General features: G+C 37.2%; 9 protein-coding genes. 7 read left to right on the plus strand and 2 right to left on the minus strand.

Annotated elements, in window-relative coordinates:
• The first annotated feature begins 3 nt into the window (after positions 1-3).
• The 3 genes from ACFIJ7_RS08930 to ACFIJ7_RS08940 all read left to right on the plus strand — a co-directional run bounded on the left by ACFIJ7_RS08930 (position 4) and on the right by ACFIJ7_RS08940 (position 1,578).
• Positions 4-312: a hypothetical protein gene (locus ACFIJ7_RS08930; protein ID WP_375645122.1), complete on the plus strand. Its 309-nt coding sequence runs from the start codon at positions 4-6 to the stop codon at positions 310-312.
• 271 nt (positions 313-583) lie between these two features.
• On the plus strand, positions 584-1,303 hold the full coding sequence (locus tag ACFIJ7_RS08935; protein ID WP_375645117.1) for a phage antirepressor KilAC domain-containing protein: 720 nt from the start codon (positions 584-586) through the stop codon (positions 1,301-1,303).
• Positions 1,300-1,578 (plus strand): hypothetical protein, encoded by a 279-nt coding sequence (locus tag ACFIJ7_RS08940; RefSeq protein WP_375645118.1) that lies wholly within the window; start codon positions 1,300-1,302, stop codon positions 1,576-1,578. The genes ACFIJ7_RS08935 and ACFIJ7_RS08940 overlap by 4 nt, the downstream gene beginning before the upstream one ends.
• Positions 1,579-1,625: 47 nt before the next feature.
• Here the strand turns inward: ACFIJ7_RS08940 and ACFIJ7_RS08945 are convergent, their stop codons facing one another.
• Together ACFIJ7_RS08945 and ACFIJ7_RS08950 are read right to left on the minus strand one after the other, a co-directional pair.
• On the minus strand, positions 1,626-2,054 hold the full coding sequence (locus tag ACFIJ7_RS08945) for a type II toxin-antitoxin system HicB family antitoxin (protein ID WP_375645119.1): 429 nt from the start codon (positions 2,052-2,054) through the stop codon (positions 1,626-1,628).
• A 67-nt stretch (positions 2,055-2,121) separates the two neighbouring features.
• Entirely contained in the window at positions 2,122-2,313 is a 192-nt protein-coding gene (locus tag ACFIJ7_RS08950) for a hypothetical protein (RefSeq protein ID WP_004859817.1), read from the minus strand.
• Positions 2,314-2,613: 300 nt separating this feature from the next.
• On the opposite strand from ACFIJ7_RS08950, the gene ssb reads away from it, so the two are divergent.
• The 4 genes from ssb (at position 2,614) to ACFIJ7_RS08970 (ending at position 4,273) form a co-directional block, all read left to right on the plus strand.
• Positions 2,614-3,066 carry a single-stranded DNA-binding protein gene (gene ssb / locus ACFIJ7_RS08955; RefSeq protein WP_375645120.1) on the plus strand — a complete coding sequence of 151 codons (453 nt, stop codon included), beginning with the start codon at positions 2,614-2,616 and terminating at the stop codon, positions 3,064-3,066.
• Positions 3,067-3,076: 10 nt separating this feature from the next.
• Complete coding sequence (locus ACFIJ7_RS08960; RefSeq protein WP_375645121.1) at positions 3,077-3,613, plus strand: hypothetical protein; 537 nt, start codon at positions 3,077-3,079, stop codon at positions 3,611-3,613.
• Between the two features lie 67 nt (positions 3,614-3,680).
• Entirely contained in the window at positions 3,681-3,881 is a 201-nt protein-coding gene (locus tag ACFIJ7_RS08965) for a type II toxin-antitoxin system HicA family toxin (protein WP_007553727.1), read from the plus strand.
• Positions 3,878-4,273 carry a type II toxin-antitoxin system HicB family antitoxin gene (locus ACFIJ7_RS08970; protein WP_005864994.1) on the plus strand — a complete coding sequence of 132 codons (396 nt, stop codon included), beginning with the start codon at positions 3,878-3,880 and terminating at the stop codon, positions 4,271-4,273. The genes ACFIJ7_RS08965 and ACFIJ7_RS08970 overlap by 4 nt, the downstream gene beginning before the upstream one ends.
• Positions 4,274-4,415 lie beyond the last annotated feature (142 nt).

Raw genomic sequence — 4,415 nt, forward strand, 5'->3', positions numbered from 1 at the left:
GACCTGTTCTTAAAAAAACGTAAACAACCCATGCAAAAAGAGTTTGTTGCGACAGCTGTTGGTTATGTTCCTTGGGGGGACGGAGCAGAGGAGTATTTTTACAACCTCTACAAATATGAAGACGGCACAAGAGAATGTGAAAAGTTTGATGGCGGCCAGTATTATACCACACCAGAAAATGCGGATTTTAGTACCAAAGCGCAAGTGAAAGCTTGGGTTTATGGGGGTGGTATTCCGAAAAGCGTTCTCAATTACGAACCTCTCATAGATGAGATCAACAAGGAGATAAAAAAATTATCAGAAGTAGCTTGACATTATTACAGCAATATGAATAATCGAATCAGGTGCCTAACAAACACCTTAAAACAACTAGCGGATTGGTTGCCGAAATAACTGTTTTTCCGCAATTTAAAAGCTTTGACTCGTTATATGTTATACGCATATAATGATCTTGTCGGGTGTGGTTATGCTATAAAATACCTTCACGGGGAAAGCATAACGACGGGCTAGTTGCCGTGTTTGTTAGCGCCCGGCACTCTTTTTTAGAGTGTCATTAACAAACGTCTAACAACTAGGAGTTCTCATGAACACTCTTATAGAAATTAAAGGAAGTGCTACTAATGGTGCTACCACTCAGACTATGTCTAGCATTGAAATTGCGGGGGTATGTAGTAAGAAGCATAAAAATGTTATGCGAGACATTAAACAAATATTTAGCGAGCTCAAATTTGAGCCGGCTAAGTTTTTAAGCAGTTATATTGATGAACAAGGAAAAACACGCCCTTGTTATAATTTACCCAAACGTGAATGTTTAATTCTTGTTTCTGGTTACAGCACTGCTTTACGAGCTAAAATCATTGACCGTTGGCAAGAATTGGAAAAACAAGTAGCAACACCGCAAATTGATTATTCAAGTCCTCAAGCAATGATTGGCTTTTTGACACATCTACAAAACCAAATCGAGCAAAAGGATAACACCATTGCCGAATTAGCACCAAAAGCAAAAGCTTTGGAAGGCTTAAAACGCTCTGATGGTTTGTTTGGCTTAATTGAAGCAGCAAAGATGTTAGAGGTACGACCAAAAGATTTAACGGATTACTTGCGTAAACATGATTGGGTGTATCGACGGGCTCCAGGGGCGCCACTGTTACCTTATCAAGACAAAATTAAGAAAGGATTTATGGATTGCCCTGCTATTACCATTCAAAGACCGGATGGTACAGAAAAGGTGCTGCCTTCAACGAAAATCACATCTAGAGGATTAGCTTGTTTGAGAGAACAAATCCATGGAGGTGTACAATGAACACCAGTGTCGACTTCTTATGCGATTTATGGATAGCGTTGGCTCAATTTTCCAATCATCAAAGCGTTGGAGATGAGGATTGTAACACGCTGGTGCAGGTCATGGGCGTGGTGGAAAAAGCTTTGATTTTAGAACTTCAAGATGAAGTGCCCAATTTTACAAAGATTCTGGCAGTTCTTACAGATTTCGGAGCTTCAGAGTTTCCCATGGCTATGAATCCTTTTTTGAAAGCTTACGAACCAAATTTGGAGAGCCCCATTAAAAAGGTTGCTTAATTAAAAAATAGAACTCCCTTCCCCATCTTTACAAGGTGGGGAGGAAGTTAAGCCGCATTTTTGATTGTAATAATGACTTGCTTGCCAAGAACGCTCAGTGTTTGCTCTAGTGTTTGAAGCTTAGTTGGATAATTGGGATCAAGAATGCGTCTTGCTTCTGTTTCTTTTTTACCCAAACGATTAGCCAATTCTGTTTTTGTGATATTCGCTTCATTAAAGGCTTCTACCACTGCAAGTTTAAGAGCATTCCAAGCATCTACCGTGACCTTTACAAGACCTTTATATTGCTGTGGTACTGGTAAAGGTAAACCGCGCATAGGATAGCTCCGTAATGCTAACCCTAAAGCTTCAACAGCATTCTCTAATGCCTCTGCTCTATTTTCTCCAGCTGTTATTGCTTCTGGTACATCTGGAAAGGTTACAATAAAACCACCATCTGGATCAGATTCCAGTTTTGCTTGATAAGTGTATTCCATGTTTAGGTCTCCTCGCCATAATCGAAATGCTTTTGAAACGAAAATTTAAAGCTGTTGAGAGAATAACTCATACCCCCAACTGCTTTTTTATTATTTTCACGTAAAGTGGGGTCAATTCACCAGATTTTATAACGGTTGTCTTATCTCCAAAAGTTACCAAATAATGTGACCCTTTACCTGCATCAGGAGCTTCACTATAATGAATGCCTCTTTTTCTGGCTTCTTTACGTAATTCCCTAAGCAGCGCTTCTCGTTTCATTTAGCCTCCCCTTTCTGCATAAAATGAATATCGCACAAAAAGGTTCGATAGTCAACAATAAATCGAACAAAAAAGTTTGATACAGACTCTTAATGAAAGGATATTTATTGAAAAGTTAAAAGCAGAAATAAGAAAGCCGTGCCATTTGTGCGACATAGTTTTTTGATGAATAATTTGTCAAATAATATTATAATGTAATACTTAAAAAAACTGTTATTAACAAACTGAAATAATTGAATAAATATGCAATTTATGCTAAGATTTTTATGTATAAATTGCAAATCTAATGGGGCTACAAATATGCTAAATAAAGTGACGTTAATCGGACGCCTTGGTGCTAATCCCGAAAGCAAAACAATGAATTCTGGAGCAGAAATAGTCAATTTTAGTATAGCGACTTCTGAGAGCTATACAGATAAAAAAACCAATCAAAAAGTAGAGAAAACAGAATGGCATTCCGTGGTGATTTTTAATCCACATTTGGCAAAAATTGCACTTCAATATCTAAACAAAGGTTCAAAGGTTTACATAGAAGGAAAATTACAGACACGCAAATGGCAAGATAAAAATGGGCATGACCGTTACACAACAGAGATTGTCTTACCACAATTCAAAGGCGAGTTGTATTTGCTTGATGCGAAGAAAGAGCAATCAGCATCCCCTACCCCTTCACCCATTACTTCTCAAAATTATGCTATCGCTTCAGGTGCTCAAGATTATAGAACAGCTCTTAACGATAGCGTCCCATTCTGATTGATAACATATGACAAAGAGAAAAAAACGTACAAAACGCGGACGTCCTCGGATTAAAGGATGCATAAGAGAACCAAACGGACGCATCTCACGAGCAAAAACACCGCATGAACCCATGGATAAATTGGCAATTGAAATGCGTGCCAAACGCTTCTGTTTGACCATAGAAGAGGCTAAAAATCCACTTTCCAGTACCTATATTGGGCGGCTTTATTTGCAAGGCGAAATCAATCAAGACCAATATGATGCTGCGCAAAAATATCTTGAAGTGAAAAACAATTACCTATGTGCAAAAGGATTGCCTAATGCAATTTATGATAACTTTACTCCTTCATCAAATGAGGAGGCACAAAAACGGTGGATTGCAAGAGCAACTCATTGTTATGAAGTGACGAAAGAGGCTATCAAAGAAGCACAACACCTCTATAGACAGTATAATCTTTATGCTGCATTACAATATCTTGTTATAGAAGATCAATCGCTAACACATCTTGTTAGTTCTTTGCGTATTGTTCTTAATGCGCTTCATAAGCACTTTAGCCGTTAAAAAAGAATTGACATCAGATGAAAAATCATTAAAATGTGTATATATTTACACATTATGAGTTTAGGGAATGGAACAAGATAGCCGAAAAATCATTGCAAAATTAAAGCGTGATGGCTTTGAACTTGTCAAAGTAAAAGGTTCTCATCATAAATTAAAAAAAGATGGTAAGGTTGTTATTGTTCCACATCCTAAAAAAAATCTTCCGATTGGTACAGCACGTTCTATCGCACAACAAGCAGGTTGGTTAAAAAAAGGAGAAGAAAAATGAAAAGATTTTTTGCTCTTGTTCATAAAGATGAAGATTCTGCTTTTGGTGTTCAGTTTCCTGATTTTGAGGGACTTTTTTCTGCTGCTGATGAGGAAGAAAATTTAATCGCAAACGCAACAGAAGCACTTCAACTTTATTGTGAAGATATAGATATAGTGCCCATTCCTTCAAAATTTGAGGAAGTCATACAACGGGAATCTGTCAAAACAGCTTTGTCAGAAGGAGCTTTTTTAATACAAGTCCCATTTATTGAAAATGATGCAGAAGTGGTACGTACGAATATATCTATTGAAAGAGGACTCTTACGTGCAATTGATGATTGTGCACAAGAAAGAGGTTTAACAAGATCTGCTTTTTTGGCAACAGCAGCGCGTCACGAGCTTAATATTTAGATTTTCTTCTTTTTTGGCTGTGTCAATACATACCTTTTTGTTTCTAAAAACACCATATTTAGGTAAAAAAAATAAAAAAACACAAGATCATGATTTTTTTGTTGACATGATGTGAAAAATCATATTTAATGACAGCACGGCA

Origin of the sequence: Bartonella sp. MR100HLJHH, from assembly GCF_042194215.1 — a bacterium.
In the GTDB taxonomy this organism is placed as follows: Bacteria; Pseudomonadota; Alphaproteobacteria; order Rhizobiales; family Rhizobiaceae; genus Bartonella; species Bartonella grahamii.